The following is an 18,942-nucleotide window of genomic DNA, read 5'->3' on the forward strand; positions in this document are numbered from 1 at the left end:
TATGGCAGACGCATTAACCACAGAACAGATAGAAACAATCAATCGCTATAATGAAGAAGAACGTTTTAAATACTGCATTAAAGCCATTGTTGCAAACCGTGAAGTTTGGATACTAAAAGATGAACACGGTTGTGTCATGCTCAACACAGAAGAAGATGATTGTGTTCCTGTGTGGCCTAACCAAGAGTTTGCCAAGGCATGGGCAACAGGCGAGTGGCAAGCGTGTGAAGCGGAAGCGATCTCTTTGAACAAATGGCACAGCCGTTGGACTTTAGGCTTGGAAGAAGATGAATTGTCGGTGGTGGTGTTCCCCAATGAGAATGAAGAAGGCGTTGTGTTATTTCCCGACGAATTTGATTTTGAATTGAAAAAGCAAGCCAGTAAAACGCGCTAACTCAAAGAGCTTCTGATAGACGCTCTTTTTCCAACACGATTAAATGTTAGATGGCACTCTCCGGCTGTCAGACAAAGTACTTCACAATGCTCTTGACAGCCCTGCCATAGGCCTTACTCCAGTCTAGGCCTCAACGCTTTCCAAATACCCTGAATTCCAGTTTGTAACGCTCGTTTTGCCGTTACAAACCGCATGACACAGTGGGATGGGTGAATGTATTTTCAGACAGTTTTGATGTGTACCCAAAAGTGGCATTACTGGCTTAGTTTGACAATGAAGTGCAGCGTAAGGTACTCACTGTCTTTTACCTGAATAGAAGACGTCAGTGGCAGGCTGGGACTGCTAACAGTACTTCTCTTTTTCTGACTATCCCCTATGCTGTCTCCACCTCACGTTTTGTATTAGGTAACCTATGGAAAGCTATTAGTATGAGAACAAGGTGGTTTACTTTCACCAGCACGAAATGGGGCAGAAGTGTTTCAGCCAGAACGGGCTGAAACCTTAAAGCTTTAAACACTTGAACGCGAATATGCCAACTCTGAAAATTGAATAATGTGGACAAAGAGCATTCCTTTAGTCCACAGTCTTGGTACAGCAGAGAACTTATGTTAATTATTGAAATTCATAGCCAAATACTCAGCTAAATTTCTTCACTTAACCATGTCGCATACTGCTTGGTGTAGTAGCTGACAATTAAATCTGCTCCAGCTCGTTTTAGCCCAATAAAAGTTTCGTTCACCACTAACTTTTCATCGAGAGCACCAGCTAGAGCCGCAAATTTAATACTCGCATACTCTCCACCTACTTGATAAGCGGCTAACGGTAAATGAGTCTCTTGCCTTAAGCGGGAAAGCACATCTAAATAAGGTGTGCCTGGTTTGACCATAAGGATATCAGCACCTTCAGCTTCATCAAGAGAAGCTTCGAGTAAAGCTTGTCGACCGTTGGCATAGTCAAGTTGATAGCCTTTCCTATCACCATTGAGTTCACAATCTACTGCCGTTCTAAATGGCCCGTAAAAGGAAGAAGCAAACTTTGCTGAATGTGCCAAAATTGCCACGTCATGATAACCGGCGGCATCAAGACCCAGACGAATCGCTTTTACTTGACCATCCATCATTGCTGAAGGAGCTAACATGTCTGCACCCGCTTGAGCTGCTGTTAAAGCTTGCTTGACCAAGTTTTCAACCGTAAGGTCGTTACACACTTTACTACTCTTTATTACTCCACAATGCCCATGATCAGTATATTCACAGAAACAAATATCTGGAATAACCATCATATCAGGCACAGCAGACTTTATTATTTTAATCATACGTGCAAGTAAACCATGATCATTCCATGTGTCGCTTCCTTGCGCATCTTTAGTATGAGATATTCCAAAAGGCATCACATAGCGTATACCTAAAGCATGAAGTTCTCGGACCTCATCCGCTAAATGAAACTCTGGGATTCTGCTTATACCAGGTAGAGTAGAAATTGGCACAGGTTGCTCTATATGCTCCTCGACAAATATAGGATGAATTAAATCACCTAGCTGCACATGATTTTCTCTTAATAAGTCTCGCATAGCTTCGGAACTTCGGAGGCGTCTTAGGCGTCGTATTGGGGCAGTATTCAAAATATCATATCCTAATTTAAGTTACTCGATACAAAGGTTCGTTAGTCAGAGCTTATGATTTCTCTTTAGTAAAAAATCACTTTTTGATCTAAAAAATACAGTTTTTTCACTCTGATTTTCAATACAAAATCAGTCAATAGTTATGTCAGAAATGAGGTGGCAGCCCACTACGCAATACTTTTCTATATTCAGGCTTCGTATAACTTTTAGTATGGAAACATATGCCTTCAAAATTTAAAAGAGCATTTGTACTAAACGATTTTGGAGCAAAACTATTTTAGCAACACGCATCTATCATCATAAATGAAATACTCTCAACGCTAACGAAACTAATTCCCTCCCCTTCAAGGGGAGGGTGGAGTGTTTTTTTAGTTACTGAACCCTGTACACCTCCCCCTAAAAGGGGGAGGAACAGTACAATATCGACGATATTGTCTTCCGATATTAAATACAGAGCGGCTATTTAAAGCTGGGCGCTTTGTTGAAGTGGCTCTCAATCATTCTTTGAGTGATGGGATGAGTTGGATTAGACAATACTTCTTGTGTGTCACCCGATTCGACGACTTCGCCTTCGTGCATCACCATAATTTTGTCTGTAATGTGTTTTACAATACCAAGGTGTTGAGATACATACACAAACGAGACACCCATCTCTTCTTGCAGTTCTAGAAACAAGTTAATCATCTGTGATCGCATTGCCATGTCTAGCCCGTTTAATGCTTCATCAGCCACAATGATCGACGGTTGTAGAATAAGTGCTCGTGCCAAGCAAATCCGCTGTTTTTGCCCGGTGGCGAGCATTTGCGGGTAGAAGTAGGCGTGCTCTGGCAATAACCCAACGCGCAATAGCGTATCTTTCACGCGCTTCATGCGCGCTTCCGGTGGCATATTGGTGTTTCTTTTGAGCGGCCCTTCTAGAATACGACCAATTTGAATTCTTGGGTTGAGCGATGTGTTCGGATCTTGAAAAATCATTCGAATCAGCTTACAGCGCGTGGAGTAATCCTTGTGTTCCAATAACTCTCCATTAACGCGTATCTCGCCAGCAGAGGGTTCAACCATCCCCGCAAGCATTCGTGCCAATGTCGATTTACCAGAACCATTTTGGCCAATAAAACCAATGGTTTGTCCCGCTTCTAACGTAAAGCTGACCGGTTTGACCGCATGCTGAATTTTCTTGCGAAACAGACCTGAACGAGTAATGAAATCTTTAGTTAACCCGTTCACTTCTAATAATGATGCACTCATGACTGTTGCTCCATATTGAGTGGGAAATGACAGGCAAACTTATGATTTTTAATACGTTGTGGATACGGTATTTCAACGCATTGGCGCTGAGCATAGGGGCAGCGAGGCCCTAATCTGCAACCAATCGGTAAATGTTGCAAGGGTGGAATGGAACCCGGTAAGGATTGCAATTTTTCTTTATGCGGGATCCAATCACTAAAATCAGGCATCGCTTTCAGTAGTGCGGCCGTATAAGGGTGTTTGGGTTCACTCAATATTTTCTGGGTATCGGCTGACTCAACAGACTGACCGCAGTACATCACTGTAATACGGTTAGCCCATTGGGTAATGGTGGTTAAGTCGTGGCCAATCAATAGAATCGTGGTGTTATTAACCTGGTTCATCCGGCTCAGCAGGCGCAATATCTGTGATTGGGTAATGGGGTCCAAATCGTTCGTTGGTTCATCAGCAATCAAAATTTTTGGTTTGGTTGCGATAGCCATCGCAATCATCACCTTTTGGCATTCACCATCAGTTAGCTCATAGGGGTAGCTACTCATGATGCGCGCGTGCTCTTTGATTCCTACTTTATGTAAAAGGGCAATGGCTTGTTTTTTACGCCATGTAAAACGCTGCCACCATTTGCCTTCAAATGTGCGCGATGGAATTGATTCAATCAACTGTTTTCCCACTTCATCTGAAGGGTCTAAGCAGGTTGACGGTTCTTGAAAAATCATCGCGATGTCGTGGGCAATCACTCGCCGGCGTTCGCGCGGCGTCAGCTGAAGTAGATCAATGTTACCTAAGCGCATGCGGTCGGCGGTGATGGTCCAATTATCTTTGCATATTCCTACGATGGCTTTAGCCACCAAGCTTTTTCCTGATCCGGATTCTCCCACCAACCCGCGAATTTCGCCTTCGTTCATGGTTAAGCTCATGCGATCGACTGCTTTTACCATGCCTTGTGGCGTATCAATTTCGATGGTGAGATGGCGAATATCTAATAATGGCATTATTCCACCCCTGCATTCAGAGCTTGTCGTACACCTTCACCGACTAAGTTGATGATGATCACCGTAAACATAATCGCTAAACCGGGGAGAGTGACTGTCCATGGTGCGAGGTAAATCAGCTCAACTGAATCACCTAAGATGGTGCCCCATTCGGTGCTTGGTGCTTGAGCACCCAAACCAAGAAAGCCCAAAGCGGTGATGTCTAAGATGGCAATGGATAACGCGAGTGTTATTTCGTTGGCGATGACAGCAAGGACATTGGGTAAAATGGAGTTCCACAACAGATAAAAGTCATTGGCACCATCTAAACGTGCGGCAAGGATATAGTCTTTTTCTACTTCGTTGTGTACGGCAATATACACCGAACGAACAAAGCGAGGGATGAGTGCCAAACCAATCGCAAGCAAAATATTGAACTCGCCAAAACCGAGCAGTGCCACAAAAATAATGGCAAGCAGCAACGATGGAATCGACATGACCGTGTCGAGTAAGTGGTTCAATGTACTGGACAATAATCCTTTGGTCATGCCTGCCATAATGCCGATAAAACAGCCGATCACAGCCGCGATAGCGGTGATTAAAATAGCGGCAGCGAAGGTGTATTGGGTACCATCAATCAACCGTGACAAGATATCTCGGCCTAAATCGTCGGTACCTAAGAAAAATTCGACAGTACCCGCAGGATCCCAAGAAGGCGGTATTAATAGGTTGCTCGTTTGCAACTGCGGATCATGAGGGGCTATCCAAGGAGAGGTGAGGGTAATCAACACAATGAGTCCTAAGCACCACAAGCCAAACATCGCCAAACTGTTATTGCGATAGCTGCGCCAAAACCGCTCAAACTGAGTTGGAATATGCTCTTCCTGATAAATGTTATTTGTTAGCATACCATTCCTTTCTTACCAGCGGGTTAACCATAGCGCCAATCAAATCAGACAGAATGTTTGCTGTGAGAACGAGCGTACCAACTACGATCACGCCGGCTTGAATGGAGACATAATCTTGGTTAGATAAGGCATCGAGCAGCCAACGGCCGATTCCCGGCCAGTTGAAGATGGATTCAGTAATAATTGCTAGCGTTAACATACTCGATAACTGAACCCCGAATTTAGGAATAATAGGTGGAATTGCATTTCTCAGCACATGCTCGGTGACAATTTCGTAATCACTTAAACCCTTAATTCGAGCGGCGCGTATATAGTTCTGAGCCATTACATCGGCCACCGAAGAACGCATCAGGCTCACCACTTGTGTCGTCGGTGCTAGAGCCAGTACCAAGCAGGGTAAAATCATATGTTCAATAACACTTTGCAAAGCATGAGCACGGTAGTTGCCTTCAGCGAAAAAAGCATCGATCAGAGCGAAACCTGTCACGTGTTCCACTTGGTAGAGTAGATCATAACGTCCTGAAACAGGAAACAGCTCATAATGCAGTGAAAAGACCATGATCATTAGCAAAGCTACCCAAAATAGCGGTGCTGAATAGCCGGACATTGACGTGAAGGAGATGACGGTATCAATCCATTTACCTTGCTTCATTCCTGCGAGCGTACCAATAGGGAGACCAATTAACAAAGAGAGAGTAAAAGCAATGAGGCATAACTCCAGCGTTGCTGGAAAGACCATCGCCAGTTCATCCACAATCGGGACACCACTGTGATTGACGCCAAAATTCAGTTGCAGTAGTTGCCCTAAATAGGTTGACCAACCTGACCAAAATCCATGAGCAGTTAGAGGCGACTGTGGATCTAAGCGCAGCAGCGCAAACCCGACCATAGTCAAAATGAGTAACGTGATAATAAATAAGTTGAGTCTGCGTACCGTATATAAAAACACTATTCGATCCTCTCAACCGTATTGAAGGGTTGTACATTAAATGGGCTGAGTTTAAAGCCCGTTAATGTTTTGCTGTACGCTTTAAATTGCATGCCGTGTGCCAATGGGATAACAGGGAATTCTTCATTCAAGATATTTTGCGCTTGTTTGTATAAGTTAAGGCGATAGCGCGACTTGTCTACTTCCAAGGCCAAATCGAGTAGAAAATCGAAATCACTATTGCACCACATCGAGGCATTGAGCCCTGAGCGATCTGAATTACATGAGAGCAGTGGACGCAAAAAGTTATCTGGGTCTGCGGTATCGCCATTCCAGCCCGTTAAAATCAGATCAACGTTGGCGTGCTGGGTCAAATTTGAACGATCGAGGCGGTCTTCCGTGATGATATGCAATGTAATACCAATGTCGGCAAGGTTAGCGTTAATTAACTCGGCGGTTTTACGTGGGCTTGGATTATAGGCATGAGACTCTGCAGGAACAGACATCGTCAATTCCAAGTTGGCGTAATAGCCAGCCTCTTTAAGTAATGCGATCGCGTAGTTACGATCATAGCGAATTTGAATACTGTCCTTTTGATAGGCCCAAGAGGAGGGGGGAAGAATGTTATAAGCAATACTTCCTGTACCGTAATAGACCGAGTCCAAAATATTTTGGCGGTTGATCGCAAAATTAAGCGCTTTACGCACGCGAACATCACTGAGCGCAGGGTGAGAGGTATTCACAGCAATATAAGACACGTTCATCGCAGGCTTGGCATCAAGCTCTATTTCCGATTGCTGCTTGATAATAGGGATTTGGCTTGAAATAGGCGAGCTGAGCACATCGCATTCATGGCGTAGTAGTTTGGCGAGTGTCCCTGTGCCTCGGTTGGAGACATCAAATACGACTTGTTCCATCTTCGCCACGCCATTCCAATAAGCGCCATGACGACGGAGGCGGATAAGGTCATTCACTTTAAATTCGTCTAGATAAAATGGTCCGGATCCAACAGGATGGCTGTCGATCATGCTTTTTTCATCTTCAATCACTAATTGATTAGCATACTCATAGGAGAGTATGACAGCGTGACTGGTGGCGATATTGGATAAAAAGGAGTTGTCGGGACGGCTGAGGGTAAATTTAACCGTGAGTTCATCCAGAGCTTGAACATCGATCAGCAAGTTTTTGAAATCAATACCCGCAAACCATGGGTAGACGCCACTATTGACGTAATGAAACGGGTTGGTTGGGTCAATGATTCGGCGAAAGCTGAAGACCACATCATCGGCATTAAGAGCGCGAGTCGGTGTAAACCAAGCGGTTGATTGAAATTGAACGCCATCGTTTAGCTTGAATGTATACTCTGTACCCTGTGGATTCACTGTCCAACTCGTGGCCAGACTGGGTATCGGTTGTAAGGTTTCTGAATCCAATTGCAACAGCGTGTCGTAAATCTGTGGGCTGAGAGCTTCAGACGTAATGCCGCTCTCAACCAATTGTGGGTTAAAAGTGGTGGGATTGCCGTGACCACAATATACGAATCCGCTCTGGCGAATTTTACTATGGTCAATTTGTTCGCTACAGCCTATCAGTAGGCTAAAGCTGCATATTCCTAGTGCGAATCGTATCAATGTTTTCATAAAGAGAAATAACTGTGAGAAGTAGGGCAAACAAAGCTAATCATTATGCCTCAAAATCCTGATAATCTACCATTTTTTGTTGATCTAAACCTAGGGTTAATCATCATTGCTGCCGACGAGTTGATATTTTCTCACCATACCTCTCAATTGGTGGTAGCTCAAGCCGAGTAATTCTGCGGCTTGTCTTTGATTAAACTTACTGGCATTGAGCGCGGCACTCAGTAGTTGTCTGTCCTGATCCTCCTGCCACATTTTGTAATCCATCGGAAATTCAAAGCCAGTGGTGTAAGTATGGCGATCTGTGGAGAGATTGCCAGTAAGGTCATCTGGTTTGTGCCACTCATTAGTAAAAGGGTTAAAAACCAAGTTTTCAATCGGATGGGAGGCCGTTCCATGTTGATAGACAGCACGCTCCACGACATTTTTAAGTTCACGCACATTTCCCGGCCACAAGTAGTGTTGAAGCTGATCTGCCGCTTCTGCACTAAACCCGACAAAGAGCGCTAAGTTCAGTTCACGGCACATCTTAATCGCGTAATACTCAGCAAGTGGCATAATATCTTCTTTTCGCTCTCTTAGCGGTGGAAGCTGGATCACATCAAAGGCCAGTCGGTCGAGTAAGTCAGCTCGAAACTTTCCAATTTCAGCTAATTGTGGAAGATTGGCGTTGGTTGCGCAGACGATACGGACATTCGCATTAAGCCGTTGGCTACCGCCGACACGTTCGTAATGTCCATATTCAATCACTCGAAGTAGTTTCTCTTGTACAGCAAGCGGCGCGGTGGCGAGCTCGTCCAAAAAAAGAGTTCCACCTTCTGCCCGTTCAAATCGTCCTTGGTGACGTCCTTTGGCTCCGGTAAACGAGCCTGATTCATGACCAAAGAGCTCAGAGTCAATTAACCCTTCACTCAAGGTTGAACAGTTTAACGAAACCAGTGGTTGGTCCCAACGTTTGGAAAGATAGTGTAAGCGCTGAGCGATTAACTCTTTGCCCGTTCCCCGCTCGCCAATAATTAATACCGGCCTATCAATCGGTGCAAGCTTAGAGACTTTATCCAGTACCGATAAAAATTGAGGCGCTTCACCCAGTAAGTTTTGTTGCATGTTCACTCTCCACACTGTGATTGAAAGGGTGGTTAAATTCACCAACTCTTGGCGAAAATCATCATAGCACAGTAATCTCATTCTATGAGATATTATCTAATTTATTGATTATCAATAGATTTATATATGGCATGAAACTTGGTTATCTCTTCTCGTCTTAACGTTTTGAGCGATTCAAAATGGCTCACCAATAACTACATCGTCATGAACAACTAATCAGGAGATTGAACATGGGTATTTTTTCTCGTTTTGCCGATATCGTAAACTCGAATATCAGTGCACTGTTAGATAAAGCGGAAGATCCTGAAAAGATGATCCGCTTAATCATCCAAGAGATGGAAGACACCTTGGTGGAAGTACGCACCAATTCGGCCAAAGCTATTGCGGATAAGAAAGAGCTCGCGCGTAAAGTGGATTCTATGGCCTCTCATATTGAAGATTGGCAACAGAAAGCGACCTTGGCGCTTACTAAACAGCGTGAAGATCTCGCTCGCGCTGCTTTAATTGAAAAAAAGAAATTGCAAGAAATGCAGAAAGGCTTGCACACTGAACAAACCTTGGTAGAAGAAACTATCGATAAATTGACTGGGGAAATCGGTAAGTTAGAGGCCAAAATTGCCGAAACACGGGTGAAGCAACAAGCTTTGGCACTTCGTAGCCAAACTGCGCACAACCGTCGTGATGTGCAACGTCATTTGCATACTAGCCGTACTGATGAAGCGATGGCGAAGTTTGAGCAGTACTCGCGTAAAGTCGATGAACTTGAAGCTGAAGCCGATCTCTACGCTATGTCCGGTAACGCTAAGTCACTCGATCAAGAATTTGCTGAACTTCAAGCGCAAGATGAAATTGAACAAGAGCTAGCAAAACTGAAACAACAAATGGACAAAAACCAATAACGAGGAGTGGCATATATGTCATCATTTTTTATCGCAGGTCCACTGATTGTCTTTTTGATTTTTGTTGCACCGATATGGCTTTTTCTGCATTACAGAGGTAAACGACATAGCAGCAACTCATTGTCACAAGAGGATTTAGAGCGGATTAAAGCGTTATCTGAAAAAGCGGAAAAACTGCAAAGCCGTGTTGAAACCCTTGAACGCATCTTAGATGCTGAATCACCGACTTGGAGGCAAAATCATGGCTAGCCGAGAACTCTACAAAGATCCGGTCAATGGCAAAATAGCTGGCGTATGCGCTGGGCTTGCTAATTATCTTGGGTTAGAAGTTTGGTTGGTGCGTATATTGGTTATCTCGGCTGCACTACTCGGTGGTGGTTTTTTAGTGCTTTTAGCTTATATGGCTTTGATGCTGATGTTAGAAAAGCAGCCTACTCAGTATGTTGAAACGCTAAAAGCCCAACGCGAACATACATTGAAGAATAAGCCTTGGGAGCAAGGACAAACCGCCGAAGCTTTGCTGGCGACATTGGATCAAGATTTAACTCGAGTGGATCAGAAAATCCGTAAAATGGAGGCTTATGTCACCTCTGAAGCATTTAAAGTCAATCGTGAGTTTAATCAGCTTTAAAAAGTAAAGCTAGGGCACGTAGGTTTGCAGTGTCATTGTTCAACTGACACCGCAAATGAAGGTAAGGGTAAGGAAACAAAAAATGAAGCATCATACAGAAATGACTTGTGCATGGGCGATGAATCACCCTTTAGAGCGCGATTATCACGATAATGAGTGGGGCATTCCCGTTTACGATGATGTCAAGTTGTTCGAATTTTTGACGTTAGAAGGTGCGCAAGCTGGGCTGAGCTGGATTACGATTTTGAAAAAGCGCGAAGGTTATCGCTTAGCCTTTGACGGTTATGATCTTGAAAAACTGGCTCAGTACGACGAAACGCGGGCACCTTACATTATCGAGCATTTCGATGTGGTGAAGCACAAAGGCAAAATTACCTCTGTCTATTCCAATGCACGAGCGGCTTTATTGTTGCAGCAAGAGTATGGCTCTTTATCCAAAGCATTGTGGCAGTTTGTGGATGGTCAACCAGTGCTCAATCATTGGCAGCAGATGAGTGATATCCCTACATCGACGCCCACGTCTAAGGCGATGAGCCAATTTCTAAAGAAAAAAGGCTTCAAGTTTATTGGCGAAACGATTTGTTATGCTTTTATGCAGGCGGTGGGTATGGTGAACGATCATTTGGCTGATTGCCCCAAGCGTTAATTTTTCAGGGTAACCTAATATGCAAAAGACCGCTTAAGATTCAGCGGCCTTTTGGTCTTCCGCTCATATTATGCACGCAGAGCAAGCTGTGCACTGTAGCGTTCTAATCCCGCTTTTAGATCAGCGATCAGATCGTCTACATCTTCAAGACCAATATGTACTCGAATCAGTGTACCTGCAAAGTGCGGGTGTGCGACGGTTCTTAAATTATCAAAGCTTTTGGGTTCATTAGCTAAAATCAAGCTTTCAAATCCACCCCATGAAAAGCCCATACTAAAATGTTGCATGCCATCGAGCAAAGCCGTCGTAGCTTTTGTATCACTGCTCTTTAATACAAATGAAAACAGCCCGTTACCACCAGTGAAATCACGCTGATAAAACTCATGTCCAGGACAAGTCTCTAAGGCAGGATGGCGAACGTGATCCACTTCAGGTTGGTCTGCTAACCAGTGTGCAATGGCTAAGCTATTTTGAGCATGTTGACGTAAGCGAACATCTAACGTTCTTAGCCCTCGTAGCCCTAAATAAGCGTCATCAGGTGAGACACATTGTCCCATCAAATAGCTTTGCTCTCGCAATTGATCCCAGCATTTTTCATTGGCAATCGCTGTTCCTAACATCACGTCTGAGTGGCCAACAATGTATTTCGTCGCCGCTTGGATCGAAATATCAACACCATGTTCAAAAGGTGAAAAGTTCACGCCCGCCGCCCAAGTGTTATCCAGCATGACAATGATGTCATGCTCATGTGCAACCCGCGCTAAGGTTGGGATATCTTGCACTTCCATCGTGATCGAACCGGGCGATTCAGTGAACAACACTTTGGTATTGGGTTGGATCAAAGCACGGATCCCTTCACCTATGGTCGGTGGGTAGTAGGTCGTTTCTATGCCCATTTTTTTCATGATTTTTTCACAAAAATCACGAGTAGGTTCATAGCAAGTGTCGACCATCAGAATATGGTCACCCGTTTGCACAAAGGAAAGAATACTATTGGCAATGGCGGCCGCACCGCAAGGGAAAAGCGCGCAACCGACACCACCTTCAATTTCCACCATTGCTTCTTGGAACGCAAAGTGCGTATGAGTACCACGGCGTCCATAAAAGAGTGTTTTATTAGCCCGATTGACAGTGGCATGATTTTTTTCAGCCACACTATCAAATACAACGGTAGAGGCGCGCTGAATAGGTGGGTTGACAACGCCATTGGTCCACTTTTTACTACGACCCGCATTGACCAACAGTGTTTTTTTACCTTCTGACATCCGAAATCCTTGTCTGGGAGAGAGTTCGTTATTTAAAACATGGAGTTGCCTAGCTTGGCAACCCCAGTCAGATAAAAAGTTTATAGCAGAGGGTTAAACAGATAGAACAATCGTTCAAAAAACCTATGATACAGTGGGCGTTGCTCCCATATTGGTAGCTCAACCAAGTGAGATTGTTCTATATAGTGTTGCTGTAGCCAGTTCATTTCCTGAGTGAAAGATTGGTCTTCAATCGCGAGCGTGACTTCAAAATTGAGCCATAGGCTGCGCATATCGATATTCACTGTACCGACAAGACAGAACTGGTTATCGATCACGACGGATTTAGTGTGCAGCAAACCACCGTAGAATTCGTATATTTTCACCCCTGCTTCCAGTAGCTCACCATAGAATGCGCGAGATGCCCATTTGACCATCAATGAGTCATTTTTATGTGGAATAATGATCTCAACATTGATACCGCGCTGAGCGGTCATTTTTAGCGTTGCTAATAGGTCTGCACTAGGCACAAAGTAAGGGGTAGTGATCCTAACGGATTGGTTTGACTGATTAATCGCCAGTGTTAACACTTGGGAGATTAAGTTTTCTGGCATACCAGGGCCTGAAGGGACAACCTGTACAGGATGATGGGGCTGATCCGGACCAATTGTGCATTCTGGTTGTGCTGGTAACATACGTGTTCCCGTTTCCACCTCCCAATCCCAGCAATGTACTGCGGACAGCACATTGACCGCAGGCCCAGTAATACGAACCATAATATCGACCCATTGACCCACACCAGAGTTTTGTTTGAAATAGGCCGGGTCAACCAAATTCATCGAGCCTGTGTAGGCAATTTTATCGTCGATAACAATGATTTTACGATGTTGGCGTAGGTCTAAGCGGCGTAAGAACATCCGCCACGGGCTCACTTCTAACGCTTGGACGACTTCAACTCCTGCGTCTTTCATCATGGTATACCAATGACTTTTGAAAAAACGGGGGCTCCCTGCGGAATCAAGTAGCAGCTTAACGTGCACATCCCGTTTGGCCGCTTGGATCAGAGCCGACGCAACCGAATCCGCCAATCCACCTGGGTGCCAAATATAAAAGACCATTTGGATGCTGGTGTGAGCTTGTTCAATGTCGGCAATAATGGAATGCAGAATTTCATTAGGGGAGGTTTGCAGTGATAACGTATTGCCACTTAAGGCCGGAATCCCCATACGGTGGTTACACAGTTCATCAATTTTGTAAATTTGAGCACCCATTCCCTCAGGGGCATGAGCTTGGCAATCGTTAAGCTGTCTAAACCAATCACCAAATGGAGCAAACATTTCCTTGGCACGCTCTGCACGCTTGCGCCCTAAATTTAGCTCACCAAAAAGAAAGTAGCAGATCACTCCCACAATCGGAATGATATAAATCACCATCAGCCAAGCCAGAGAAACACTCACCGCTCGGCGTTTCAATACAACGCGTAGCGTGACTGCGGCGACCAAAAACCAATAGAGTGCGATGCCTGCTAAAGTAAGAACGTGGTAAACCTTGTCCATGCCATTAATCTTGTCGATAGAATAAGTCACGATAGTAAAGGGAAAGGGAAAAGTAAGGAAGTTTATCGCGTGAATAATATGAAAATAGTAACAGATGAATTGTGTTACTAAAGTGATCATAGCAGTTTAAAAAAATGATCTGAGGATAAAAAAGCAACAATTGAACTATAAAACTACGGTCTAATCCATAATTTATATCGTTCGGACTTCCAATTTTAATCTCAAACTGTTTTACTTGCCACCATCTCAGTGCGACTAAAAATTATAACTTGTGTAATTAAAAGTTTACACTCACTTTTAGCACTGCCTAACAAACACAACATTGGTAAATAGTTTATGGCAAGTAGTTCAAGAGGTCATTTCTCATCGAGACTTGGTTTTATTATGGCGGCTGCAGGTTCTGCGGTTGGCCTAGGGAATGTGTGGGGTTTTCCGACCAAAGCGGCAAGTAATGGTGGCGCGGCATTTTTAGTGATTTATTTGGCAATGGTATTCTTGCTGGCGTTTCCAATGCTGGTTGCGGAATTGACGATCGGGCGACATGGACAATCTAACCCCATCGCTTCTTTAAGAAGTATCTGGACCAAAAATCGTGCGGCGGCGGCACTGTTTGGCATTATTGCGATGATTGCCTCATCGATGATCCTCAGTTTTTACTCCATTCTTGCCGGATGGCTTATGGGTTTTGCGGCATCCCCTATATTAGGCTTGTTGGGTTTACAGACGGCGGCCGATTGGTTAGTGAATTTTAGCGGCTTACGCAATGTTTTACTGGCTCTCGCATTTTCTTTGCTCACTATTTATGTTGTGCGAAAAGGTGTCGCGGACGGCATTGAAAAATGGTCTACCCGTTTGATGCCAGTGCTTTTTATTCTATTCGGCGCCATGATTGCTTATATCTTTACCCAAGATGGGGCAATGGAAGGATTGAAGATGTATTTGATCCCTGATATTGCGCACATCACTCCCAGTTTATTAGTAGACGCAATGGGGCAAGCTTTCTTCTCTCTCTCTTTAGGCGTTGGAGCGATGATCGTTTATGGCTCATATCTTAAGAAAGATGTTAATTTGCCAAAAACAGCGGCGCAAGTCGCGGCGATTGATACAGGAGTGGCGTTTGCAGCAGGCCTTTTGATTCTCCCAGCAATGTTTGTGGCTAAAAATCATGGTGTCGAAATTTTTGATGATGCAGGCAACTTGATGAGTTCGGGCGATTTAGTCTTCACCGTACTGCCTGCGATGTTTGATAATATGGGCAGTGCAGGGGTGTTGCTCGGCTTTGGTTTCTTTATTTTGATGGTTATCGCAGCGCTAACTTCTTCAATTTCTATGCTAGAAGTACCAGTATCTTGCGCGCAAGATGAACTAAAAATGACTCGTAGCCAAGCAACATGGATGATCGGTGGAGCTATTGCGCTGCTGAGCATCATCATTTCCCTTAACTTTGGGGCGTTATTTAACCTAGTGGCTAACGTCTCGACCGTCTATATGCAACCTTTATTAGGTGTGGTTTGGGCTATTGTGGTGGGTTGGGTTTGGCATCGTAATAAATTGCTTGATGAGATCAAACAAGGTAACCCAGACATTGCACAAAGCCTATTCTGGAAAATTTGGCCATGGTACGTGCGCTTTGTTTGCCCCGTGGCGATTTTAATGGTGTTTGCTTATTCATTAATTTAGCGCATTCCTAAGGCTCTCATCCGAGAGCCTTTTTATCATCCTACGGCCTTGAACCTTGCATTTATTGGTATCTGTGTTGTTTAACGCTATACTCAGCCGCCTATTCTGCAGTTAGTGATTCACATGTTTGATATTCTTTATACTCACAACGATTTTCTCATCATCAACAAGCATCCCAATGTTTCTGTACACAAAGATGACGGGGATACGATGCTTCTGCAAGAAGTGGGTAAGGTTTCAGGTGATGGCCAGCTCTACTTAGTTCATCGGTTGGATAAAATGACGTCCGGCATTTTATTGCTTGCCCGCCACCAAGCTGCGGCCAGTGAGTTGTCTAAAAACTTTGCAGCAAGGGAAGTCGAGAAATTCTATCTTGCCATTGGCAGTAAAAAGCCTAAAAAGAAACAGGGTTTGATAAGCGGTGATATGGAACGCTCTCGACGTTCGTCATGGAAGTTAGTAGCGACACAAAATAACCCTGCAGTAACGCAGTTTTTTTCCTGTTCTGCTGAGCCGGGTGAACGTCTCTTTTTATGTAAACCTTTTACCGGAAAAACCCACCAAATTAGGGTTGCTTTGAAATCACTCGGCTCTGCGATTGTCGGTGACCCGATTTATCATTCTCATGATGATTCAGATAGAGGCTATCTACACGCTTTTGCGTTACGTTTTTGCTATCAGGATCTGTGGTATCAATTTATCTGCGACCCACGCAATCAAGTAGCGATGGGGCAGAAATGGAACTCAGACATTGTTAGCCAAGGGATTGAATCTTGGTTAACACCTTGGAATCTAGTTTGGCCGAAAGTAAACAAATGACAGAACAAACAATGCAACGCTCAGCGCTTTCTCACTTTTTTACCCATATTGAGCAGCAGCTCTCCTGCAATACAGGTGAAATTCGCCGCTTATTTCATGGCCGAGGTCGTCAGTGGCCAGGTCTAGAACAGCTCACCTGTGACTGGTTGCAAGGGCAGTTAGTCGTCAACTTATTTAAAAATGTCGAAGAGGACTTTCTCGCGGAGTTAAAAGCGGGTTTGTCGCACCTAACAACCCGTCCGTTATGGCTAGAAAAGCAAGGTCGTTGTGTCTTACTTCAGCATCGATATGCCGATGGCGCGCCTTCAGAAACAGTATGGGGAGCATTAGAGCCTTTCCCTGTGGTGGTCGAAAATGGCTTAAAGTACCAATTGAGCATTGGGCGTAACCAGAATTTCGGGCTGTTTTTGGATATGCGCTACGGCCGTGAGTGGGTTTCATCTCACGCTAAACATAAAAATGTACTGAATCTATTTGCCTATACTTGCGGTTTTTCAGTAGCGGCTATTGCTGGTGGTGCTGACCAAGTTGTGAATGTCGATATGGCCAAGGCATCACTGGCTAAAGGCCGTGAAAACCATCAATTGAATGGCCACAATCTCAATTCAGTGAAGTTTCTTGGACATGATATTTTCAAGTCTTGGGGAAAAATCAAAAAATCAGGGCCATATGATCTGATTATTATTGATCCTCCTTCGTTTCAAAAAGGTAGCTTTGCGCTGACTAAAGATTATCAACGTATCTTACGCCGTTTACCTGAGCTGTTAGAACAAGGCGGCGAAGTGCTTGCATGCGTTAATTCACCAGCCGTAACCTGCGATTTTTTAATCGAAGGGATGAAGGTGGAAGCGCCATCACTTACTTTTCAAGCTCGCCTAGAAAACCCACCAGAGTTTGAAGATATTGATCCGCAAGCCAGCCTGAAAGCACTGATTTTCTCCTAAGTAGAATGGAGACTAGGTAAGATCACGCCATAATAAAGTTGGTTATGGTGTGATTTCTCCCGACTTCAGGAATTATTAATTTTCCAAAATATGTTCAATCGGTGAGGGTTTAGAATAGATGAATCCTTGGATAAGATACACAGCACGAGTAGCAAGATAATCAACTTGGTCTCCGCGTTCAACGCCTTCAGCAATAATTTCAATATTAGCTTCTTGTGCTGAGAGAATAATGGAATTGAGTACCTTTATTTTTAAGTCGTCAGTTCCAATCGTATCAATAAACATCTTGTCTATTTTAATACAAGAAATACCAAGATTTTGTATATATGAGTAACCACCGTAGCCTGTCCCAAAATCATCAATTTTGAACTTATAGCCTTTTGCCATAAGATGAGATAGTGCCCTACCTGCATTTTCAATATTAATAAATGGCGTTCTTTCTGTTATTTCAAAATGAATCTGTTTGGTGGTCGGCCAATTGAGTTCTTTTAGTGTTTCTGCTAAGCCACCACTTTCAATGTGGGCTGGCACGATATTGATACTCACCCATTGCTGCACATCGAATTGTTCTAAATCATCAATTACTTTTCTTATGATTTGATTCGTTATCTGGATGATTAAACCGGATGTTTCCGCCGGACCAACGAACTCATTTGGTGGAACCATCTCCTTGCCTTTGCACCAACGAACTAAGATCTCATAGCCAACAACTCTCTCTTCTCGGCTATCAAGAATGGCTTGGTAGTAAGGGATGAATTGTTTATCTTTAATGCCTTTAAGAATTAATCCTTGAATTGAGTTTTTATAATTTCTGAACTTTAAATAAAAAATAGATAATAAGATGCCAATTGCTAGCGCAATGGGATAACCCCAATATATTAATTGGTAGTAAAGATATTGGTTGAATTCTTTACCAGCAGAGAGTGTTTCTTGAATATCAAACTCTTTTATGGTGTAACTAATGGTTGTGATGTGGTCTTGGTAAGCGATCTCTTTATTGCCTCGACTCATTCTCAATCCATTTAAACTAGGCGATAAATAATGAAAATTTAATAAAAAGCAATTTATACAATCACCTTTTAATATCTCTTCTTGCCAGCTACTGTCTAATATCCAAAAAATTCGATTACCTTCTTTTTGATAATAAATAAGTAGCTCTTTTTCTGTATTAAAAAGTGCGGGAGTGGTGGACATGTAAAACCCTGAAGAGAGGTCATAGGCTTTCAACTCATCCGAAAGTTGTAATGGGAAACCGACAGTCGAGCAGCTACGCCCGTCTTTGTTGACAACTGCGATCATTCTAATAAATCGGTTGTAGTACTTGGAATCACGAATTAATGACATATCGCTTGCTTGGCATTCATAATTTATCTGAGCGACTTGATCTAAAATCATATCATTTAAGCTCTGAGCTCTATTGGCCAAGTAAAGATTGACGGTATCGAGTTTGCTTTCCAGCACATAGCGTGTCAACGGATTGATTAATATCGGGATGGCTAACGAAAAAATAAGAGTCGGGATCAGAAAGAGTAAGATCGCTATTTTAACGGGTCTGGTCAAAGTCATAAATGCAACCTTAGGCATCGTTATGCCACTGCGTTAGTAAGTGCGCAGTTTAGCATGCCACTGGTTCAATTGATGAGAATTTCGAAGAGTTATACGATTACCCAATGTATTACATTATCTGGATTTGAAGCCGTAGTTCGAAG

Annotated in this window: 18 protein-coding genes; 8 read left to right on the forward strand and 10 right to left on the reverse strand. The window is 43.6% G+C overall.

Going from position 1 to position 18,942, the window contains the following annotated elements:
* Position 1: 1 nt before the first annotated feature.
* On the forward strand, positions 2–394 hold the full coding sequence (locus AACR75_RS15620; protein WP_047690923.1) for a DUF2750 domain-containing protein: 393 nt from the start codon (positions 2–4) through the stop codon (positions 392–394).
* 640 nt (positions 395–1,034) lie between these two features.
* On the opposite strand, the gene hemB is transcribed toward AACR75_RS15620, so the two are convergent.
* The 7 genes from hemB to pspF form a co-directional block, all read right to left on the reverse strand.
* Complete coding sequence (gene hemB / locus AACR75_RS15625; RefSeq protein WP_017044676.1) at positions 1,035–2,015, reverse strand: porphobilinogen synthase; 981 nt, start codon at positions 2,013–2,015, stop codon at positions 1,035–1,037.
* 459 nt (positions 2,016–2,474) lie between these two features.
* The gene (locus AACR75_RS15630) at positions 2,475–3,263 is read right to left on the reverse strand and encodes a peptide ABC transporter ATP-binding protein (protein WP_013857043.1); all 789 of its coding nucleotides are present in this window, start codon (positions 3,261–3,263) and stop codon (positions 2,475–2,477) included.
* Positions 3,260–4,255 (reverse strand): peptide ABC transporter ATP-binding protein, encoded by a 996-nt coding sequence (locus AACR75_RS15635; RefSeq protein ID WP_047690928.1) that lies wholly within the window; start codon positions 4,253–4,255, stop codon positions 3,260–3,262. The genes AACR75_RS15630 and AACR75_RS15635 overlap by 4 nt, the downstream gene beginning before the upstream one ends.
* A complete protein-coding gene (locus AACR75_RS15640; RefSeq protein WP_013857042.1) occupies positions 4,255–5,142 on the reverse strand; it encodes an ABC transporter permease subunit in 888 nt (295 codons plus the stop codon). Before AACR75_RS15640 ends, AACR75_RS15635 begins: the two co-directional genes overlap by 1 nt.
* Positions 5,129–6,091 (reverse strand): ABC transporter permease, encoded by a 963-nt coding sequence (locus tag AACR75_RS15645; RefSeq protein ID WP_013857041.1) that lies wholly within the window; start codon positions 6,089–6,091, stop codon positions 5,129–5,131. Before AACR75_RS15645 ends, AACR75_RS15640 begins: the two co-directional genes overlap by 14 nt.
* Complete coding sequence (sapA, locus tag AACR75_RS15650; protein WP_038149069.1) at positions 6,091–7,710, reverse strand: ABC transporter substrate-binding protein SapA; 1,620 nt, start codon at positions 7,708–7,710, stop codon at positions 6,091–6,093. The genes AACR75_RS15645 and sapA overlap by 1 nt, the downstream gene beginning before the upstream one ends.
* Positions 7,711–7,806: 96 nt before the next feature.
* Positions 7,807–8,814, reverse strand: a complete 1,008-nt coding sequence (pspF, locus tag AACR75_RS15655; protein WP_047690930.1) for a phage shock protein operon transcriptional activator — start codon at positions 8,812–8,814, stop codon at positions 7,807–7,809.
* Positions 8,815–9,044: 230 nt separating this feature from the next.
* Between pspF and pspA the strand changes: the two genes are divergently transcribed.
* The 4 genes from pspA to AACR75_RS15675 are packed head-to-tail and all read left to right on the forward strand — an operon-like array spanning position 9,045 to position 10,990.
* On the forward strand, positions 9,045–9,713 hold the full coding sequence (gene pspA, locus AACR75_RS15660) for a phage shock protein PspA (protein ID WP_047690932.1): 669 nt from the start codon (positions 9,045–9,047) through the stop codon (positions 9,711–9,713).
* 15 nt (positions 9,714–9,728) lie between these two features.
* Positions 9,729–9,962 (forward strand): envelope stress response membrane protein PspB, encoded by a 234-nt coding sequence (gene pspB, locus AACR75_RS15665; protein ID WP_026027627.1) that lies wholly within the window; start codon positions 9,729–9,731, stop codon positions 9,960–9,962.
* A complete protein-coding gene (gene pspC, locus AACR75_RS15670; RefSeq protein WP_013857036.1) occupies positions 9,955–10,344 on the forward strand; it encodes an envelope stress response membrane protein PspC in 390 nt (129 codons plus the stop codon). The genes pspB and pspC overlap by 8 nt, the downstream gene beginning before the upstream one ends.
* Positions 10,345–10,399: 55 nt before the next feature.
* The gene (locus AACR75_RS15675) at positions 10,400–10,990 is read left to right on the forward strand and encodes a DNA-3-methyladenine glycosylase I (protein ID WP_047690935.1); all 591 of its coding nucleotides are present in this window, start codon (positions 10,400–10,402) and stop codon (positions 10,988–10,990) included.
* 68 nt (positions 10,991–11,058) lie between these two features.
* Here AACR75_RS15675 and AACR75_RS15680 read toward each other — a convergent pair whose 3' ends face one another.
* Positions 11,059–12,255, reverse strand: coding sequence for a cystathionine beta-lyase (locus AACR75_RS15680; RefSeq protein ID WP_047690938.1), 1,197 nt, complete (start codon positions 12,253–12,255; stop codon positions 11,059–11,061).
* 80 nt (positions 12,256–12,335) lie between these two features.
* Positions 12,336–13,790, reverse strand: coding sequence for a cardiolipin synthase (gene cls, locus AACR75_RS15685; RefSeq protein ID WP_026028020.1), 1,455 nt, complete (start codon positions 13,788–13,790; stop codon positions 12,336–12,338).
* 336 nt (positions 13,791–14,126) lie between these two features.
* On the opposite strand from cls, the gene AACR75_RS15690 reads away from it, so the two are divergent.
* From AACR75_RS15690 to AACR75_RS15700, 3 genes are all read left to right on the forward strand, one after another.
* Complete coding sequence (locus tag AACR75_RS15690) at positions 14,127–15,470, forward strand: sodium-dependent transporter (protein ID WP_013857032.1); 1,344 nt, start codon at positions 14,127–14,129, stop codon at positions 15,468–15,470.
* 123 nt (positions 15,471–15,593) lie between these two features.
* Positions 15,594–16,289 (forward strand): TIGR01621 family pseudouridine synthase, encoded by a 696-nt coding sequence (locus AACR75_RS15695; protein ID WP_013857031.1) that lies wholly within the window; start codon positions 15,594–15,596, stop codon positions 16,287–16,289.
* A gap of 11 nt (positions 16,290–16,300) precedes the next feature.
* Entirely contained in the window at positions 16,301–17,233 is a 933-nt protein-coding gene (locus tag AACR75_RS15700; protein WP_047690965.1) for a class I SAM-dependent methyltransferase, read from the forward strand.
* A 75-nt stretch (positions 17,234–17,308) separates the two neighbouring features.
* On the opposite strand, the gene AACR75_RS15705 is transcribed toward AACR75_RS15700, so the two are convergent.
* Positions 17,309–18,799 (reverse strand): EAL domain-containing protein, encoded by a 1,491-nt coding sequence (locus tag AACR75_RS15705; RefSeq protein ID WP_047690941.1) that lies wholly within the window; start codon positions 18,797–18,799, stop codon positions 17,309–17,311.
* Between the last annotated feature and the right edge of the window lie 143 nt (positions 18,800–18,942).

Source organism: Vibrio sp. ZOR0018 (assembly GCF_963865925.1).
GTDB lineage: Bacteria > Pseudomonadota > Gammaproteobacteria > Enterobacterales > Vibrionaceae > Vibrio > Vibrio anguillarum.

What these genes read in the sequence shown, in the direction of transcription:
- AACR75_RS15620 (WP_047690923.1), top strand. Translation starts at nt 2, where the DNA reads ATGGCAGACGCATTAACCACAGAACAGATAGAAACAATCAATCGCTAT.
- AACR75_RS15630 (WP_013857043.1), bottom strand. Translation starts at nt 3,263, where the DNA reads ATGAGTGCATCATTATTAGAAGTGAACGGGTTAACTAAAGATTTCATT.
- AACR75_RS15635 (WP_047690928.1), bottom strand. Translation starts at nt 4,255, where the DNA reads ATGCCATTATTAGATATTCGCCATCTCACCATCGAAATTGATACGCCA.
- AACR75_RS15640 (WP_013857042.1), bottom strand. Translation starts at nt 5,142, where the DNA reads ATGCTAACAAATAACATTTATCAGGAAGAGCATATTCCAACTCAGTTT.
- sapA (WP_038149069.1), bottom strand. Translation starts at nt 7,710, where the DNA reads ATGAAAACATTGATACGATTCGCACTAGGAATATGCAGCTTTAGCCTA.
- pspF (WP_047690930.1), bottom strand. Translation starts at nt 8,814, where the DNA reads ATGCAACAAAACTTACTGGGTGAAGCGCCTCAATTTTTATCGGTACTG.
- pspA (WP_047690932.1), top strand. Translation starts at nt 9,045, where the DNA reads ATGGGTATTTTTTCTCGTTTTGCCGATATCGTAAACTCGAATATCAGT.
- pspB (WP_026027627.1), top strand. Translation starts at nt 9,729, where the DNA reads ATGTCATCATTTTTTATCGCAGGTCCACTGATTGTCTTTTTGATTTTT.
- pspC (WP_013857036.1), top strand. Translation starts at nt 9,955, where the DNA reads ATGGCTAGCCGAGAACTCTACAAAGATCCGGTCAATGGCAAAATAGCT.
- AACR75_RS15675 (WP_047690935.1), top strand. Translation starts at nt 10,400, where the DNA reads ATGAAGGTAAGGGTAAGGAAACAAAAAATGAAGCATCATACAGAAATG.
- AACR75_RS15680 (WP_047690938.1), bottom strand. Translation starts at nt 12,255, where the DNA reads ATGTCAGAAGGTAAAAAAACACTGTTGGTCAATGCGGGTCGTAGTAAA.
- cls (WP_026028020.1), bottom strand. Translation starts at nt 13,790, where the DNA reads ATGGACAAGGTTTACCACGTTCTTACTTTAGCAGGCATCGCACTCTAT.
- AACR75_RS15690 (WP_013857032.1), top strand. Translation starts at nt 14,127, where the DNA reads ATGGCAAGTAGTTCAAGAGGTCATTTCTCATCGAGACTTGGTTTTATT.
- AACR75_RS15695 (WP_013857031.1), top strand. Translation starts at nt 15,594, where the DNA reads ATGTTTGATATTCTTTATACTCACAACGATTTTCTCATCATCAACAAG.
- AACR75_RS15700 (WP_047690965.1), top strand. Translation starts at nt 16,301, where the DNA reads ATGCAACGCTCAGCGCTTTCTCACTTTTTTACCCATATTGAGCAGCAG.
- AACR75_RS15705 (WP_047690941.1), bottom strand. Translation starts at nt 18,799, where the DNA reads ATGACTTTGACCAGACCCGTTAAAATAGCGATCTTACTCTTTCTGATC.